Here is a 4,468-nt window from a genome sequence, read left to right on the forward strand (position 1 = left end):
GCTGTTCCAGGTGCAGGTGATGACGGAAATCGTAAGTGCCATGTTTGATACCTGTTGTGATTCCTATAGGGTGCTGCCCGGAGGCGAGCGGTAAATCTCGAGGAGCTGCTGTGCCGCGCGGCTGGCGCAGCCCAGCCCCTCTGGGGCGAAGCCGAAGCGTGTCTGCGGGTCGAAACCGATGAGGTCGGCGACCAGCGATTCCATGTCGTCGTGCAGGCGCAGCTGCCCCGGCGCCGCGGCGTAGACGTCGAGTTCCGGGGTGCCGCCACGGCGCAGCGCGAAGGTCGGCTTGCCGAGGAACAGGCCTTCGAGCACGGTGGTAGCGCAGGGTTCTTCCCAGACGGAAGGCACGACGATCGCGCTGGCTACCGACGCCAGTTTCAATGTCTTGTCCGGATCGCACCAGCCGAGGAATTCGATGCGGTCGCACGCATACTGTTCGCGCATCGCCTTTTCATCCGGCCCATCACCCGCGATGGTGACGTGCATGTCCGGCGGCAGGCGCGGCGCCAGCGCCTTCAGGAACTGGGCCACGCCCTTGGCCGGATAGAGCTTGGCGGCGATGAAGACATGGAAGCCCTTGCGCACCGGCAGCAGCGCGGCGGCACGGCGTACCTTTTCGAGCGCCGACCGGTCGACGAAGTTGTGCACGGTCTTGCCCCACGGGCCGGGGCCGGCGGTGCGCGCGAAGTTACGTGACAGCAGGTCCGACACGAAGACTGTTTTGTGCGCGCGGAAGCTCTCGGCCACTTCGCGGCGGAAGCGCACCACGGCCCATGTCGACACCGCGCGTTGCAGGGCGTTGGGCGAGGGCGTGATGCACTTCGCGCATTCGGCCGGATCGACTGAGGTGCAGACCTCGCCGTCGCGGAAGCGCGTGTGGCGGAAGCAGTCGCCGCCCTGGTCGTGGCGCGTCTGCACGAAATTGATGTGCGGCGGCAGATATCGCGCGACGTTGGGGATATGCCCGTGGTAATGGACGACGTCGTAGTTCGGCGCGTGCCGCATGATGATGCGGGCGAAATGTTTCGCGATCGACGGCCGCTTGGGCGGCATGAACATGCCGAAGCTGATTTCCTTCCAGCCGGCGTGTTGTCCGTTCAGTTCTCCGATGAAGCGGCCGCCGAATTTCCCTTCCTCGCCGCAGACCTCGATCGGATGCTCGTCGCAGCCGAGCAGATCTACCTGATGGCCGGCGCGCACCAGCGCGCGCGCGAGGTTGAGCGCATGCTTGGCGAGCCCGCCCATGTTCGGGTAGGGAATATCTTCGCTGACAATGAGGATGCGCATCGCAGGACTCCTCATGAACGCAGGCGGCGCGCCATTGCCATCATCGCCGCCCGTTCGTCGCCGCCGATGATGAAGAACAGGCCCGCGAGGCCGAGCGTCAGCACCGCCGCAGAGACCACGGCCACGGTCCCGAACAGGCTGTCGGGCGCGAGCCATTTCACCGGAAGCAGGACGCAGATCACCAGGAAGCCGACCGCGAGGCTGCGCCCGAATCCGGAGCGCAGGGTTTCGCCGAAGGCGACCGGCACGGTACGGCCGTGGACGAACACGAGGAAGATGCTGCCCAGCACCAGCGAGGAAGTCAGGTGGCCGGCGGCGGCGCCGACGATGCCGCCGAAGGTGGTGCCGAGGTAGACCATCAGGACGCCGCACAATCCGCTGGCCAGCGCGAAGCGGCCGGTGACGCGCGGGTGACCGAGCGCATCGTTGACCAGCGACGGGATGTTGGTCAGCGAATCGCACAGCAGCGCCAGCGTCATCAGGACCAGGACCGGATAGCCCTGCTGCACGAATTCATCGCCGACCCAGCGGCGCAGGAATTCGTCGCCGGCAAGCACGATGATGCCCAGCGCCGCGAGGTTGATGTAGGTGACGTAGCGCATGACGCCGAGGTAGACCGGATGCAGTTCCGCGATCCGGCCGGCGCCGGCCAGCGCCGAGGCGCGCGGATAGATCACGCTCGACAGGCGGTAAGTCAGCCCGAGGATGCGTCCGGCCAGCGTCACCGGAACGGTATAGAAGGTCAGGGCGACCGGACCGGCGATGGCGCCCACGATCAGCTTGTCGGCGTGCTGGTGCAGGGTGGAGGCGATCTTGCTCAGGTAGGCATAGGCGCTGAACGAGGTCAGCGCGGCACGCACGTCCTTGCGGGGGCGGCAGGGGGCCATGTCCAGCTTGAAGCTGCGGATCATCCAGCACAGGTAGAGCACGTTGGCGGCGGAAACGCACAGGCGGGCGACGATCACGCCGACCACGCCGGCGCCGGCCATCGCGGCGGCCACGGAGGCGAGGTTGACCACCACGCCGAAGAAGGCTTCGCTTTGCGCCGAGCGGTCGTAGCGTTGCAGGGCCTGCGGCACCACCAGCAGGTAGCTCTGTACCTGGGTCAGGGCGAAGCCGAGCGCGCCGAGCTGGAAGGCGAACACCGTCTCGTCGCGCAACGCGTCGGAGACTTCGAAGAAGCGGCCGACCAGCGTCTCGGCGAAGAAAAAGATGGCCGTTGCGCCGAGCAGCCCGAGCGCGCCGTAGAACATGGCGCCGAACCAGAAGGTTTCCGCAAAGCGCCGTCGGTCGCCAGACGCATGGTGTTCGGCAAGGTATTTGATGGCGCCGGAAGTGAGGTTGATGTCGAGCACGCCGAAATACCCGACGACCGAGGTCACCATCGTGACGATACCGAAACCCTCCACGCCGAGCGCGCCGATCAGCAGCGGCACCGTCGCCAGCGCGACGATCATGGGAACGGCGGAACCGCTCAGGTTCCAGAGCGAGTTACGCAACAGCATAGTTCGGATCGTATTGGTAACGGCGCACCTGGACGTTGCGCACGCCCACCGCAATGAAGGGCATGGCCAGCGTCAGTCCGAGCAGCAGCATGGTGCGGAACTCAATGATCGGCGTGCCGATGAGCAGCGTCGGTACCCAGAACAGGAATCCGGCGAAGCCGGCGTCGGCCATCAGCCTCGCATCGCCGGAAAGTGCGTTCCTGTGCCGCCGGTAGAAGCTGACATAGGCCGCCAGCAGGCCGCAGAACAACAGCAGGCCGACGATGCCGGCCTTGAGCACGATGTGCCCGAAGCCGCTGTGGACGAAGCTGAAGTCGTCGCCGTGGTAGGACAGCCGGTCGCGGTCGCCGGTGAAGGTGCCCCACGCGCCGCGCCCGAACAGCCAGTTTCCATCCATGCTCTGCGCGGCAGCGTAGAGTTCGTAGAAACGGCTGTTGCGGATGCCGCGCTCGGGCGCGATGTCGTAGATCAGGGAGGACAGCATGCTTTCGTTGTTGTTGAACTGCAGGCGGTGTTCGTAAAAGATCGAGGCCACGACGGCGAGCAGGGCGGCGCCGAGGATGGCGAACATGAACTTGCGCTTGCCGGGGATGCGCAGGAACAGGAAGACGAACATCAGCCCCAGGCCGATCAGGGAAGAGCGGCGGAAGGACAGGGCGACGGCGGCGATCTCCAGCACCAGGAAGCCGAACAGCAGCGCGCGCTTGAACCAGCCCAGCCTGGCTTCCGGCGACGTCAGCAGCCAGGCGGCGCAGAAGGCGCCGACGCTGGCGACGAAGTTGTCGCTGATGTCGAAGTAGAAGATCTTGATGTCCAGGCCTTCGAAGTTGCGGTAGGGGTTGGCCGTGTCGCCGTCGAACACGAAGTAGCGCACCGCGCCGAACACGCCGCGCGCGGCGGCGAGCAGGATGATCATCCACAGCAGCGCGCGCGAATCCTCCTCGCTGTCGAAGGCCATGATGACGATGTACATGAACACCATCATGTTGATCACGTTGAAGATGCCGTTGTAGCCGAGGATGACGTTGAGCTCGATGCCTTCCATCAAGCCGACGACGACGTGGCCCGCGATCAGGAACACGAAGGCGGCGAAATATTTTCCCATCGAGGGCGCCAGCTGCGGCCCGACCGGATTGGCCAGCCGCTTGAGCAGCGCGGCGAACCCTGCCGTCAGCAGCACCAGGTTCAGCAGCGAGAAATAGAACATGCCGGAACCGCGCGAATAGATCGTGGTCTCGGTGGTCAGCTGGCCCCAGGTGGAGTCCGAAAAGGTGAACAACACGCCGATGAAGCCGAGCGCGACCAGCTGCGGCGCCTTGATGACGAAGCCGAACACGATCGGGATCAGGAACAGGGCGGCAACCAGATTGGTAGTGACCTCGGCGGGTGTCAGGGCAGGTGTCATGGTTGTGCTAGAGGATGTTGTGAACGGGTCGGGTTAGCAGCCCGGCCGGCGCGCCGGGTGGTGGCTCGGCGGCGCAGGACGCGCCGCATCTCTTGCAGGCTCGGACAGGGGATTGCGCCTCCGGTATCCGGCGGCGCCGGCCGGAGGGATCGAAACGCCGCCTCAGGGCTGATGCTGATACTCCGCCTTGAAACATTCATAGGTTTCCTTGATGCCTTCGCCGAGGCGCATGCCCGGGCGCCATCCCAGCGAAGTCAGCTTGGCGGTG

General features: G+C 65.4%; 3 protein-coding genes. All 3 read right to left on the reverse strand.

The features are described from left to right. Positions 1-63: 63 nt before the first annotated feature. Genes VFF99_RS04160 through VFF99_RS04170 form a run of 3 tightly spaced genes read right to left on the reverse strand, consistent with a single transcriptional unit; the run spans position 64 to position 4,200 of the window. Complete coding sequence (locus VFF99_RS04160) at positions 64-1,290, reverse strand: glycosyltransferase family 4 protein (protein ID WP_325015259.1); 1,227 nt, start codon at positions 1,288-1,290, stop codon at positions 64-66. An 11-nt stretch (positions 1,291-1,301) separates the two neighbouring features. Continuing rightward, positions 1,302-2,795, reverse strand: a complete 1,494-nt coding sequence (locus VFF99_RS04165) for an oligosaccharide flippase family protein (protein WP_325015260.1) — start codon at positions 2,793-2,795, stop codon at positions 1,302-1,304. Continuing rightward, positions 2,782-4,200 carry an O-antigen ligase family protein gene (locus VFF99_RS04170; RefSeq protein WP_325015261.1) on the reverse strand — a complete coding sequence of 473 codons (1,419 nt, stop codon included), beginning with the start codon at positions 4,198-4,200 and terminating at the stop codon, positions 2,782-2,784. Before VFF99_RS04170 ends, VFF99_RS04165 begins: the two co-directional genes overlap by 14 nt. Between the last annotated feature and the right edge of the window lie 268 nt (positions 4,201-4,468).

The sequence above is a fragment of the Noviherbaspirillum sp. genome (assembly GCF_035654295.1).
Classification (GTDB): Bacteria; Pseudomonadota; Gammaproteobacteria; order Burkholderiales; family Burkholderiaceae_D; genus Noviherbaspirillum.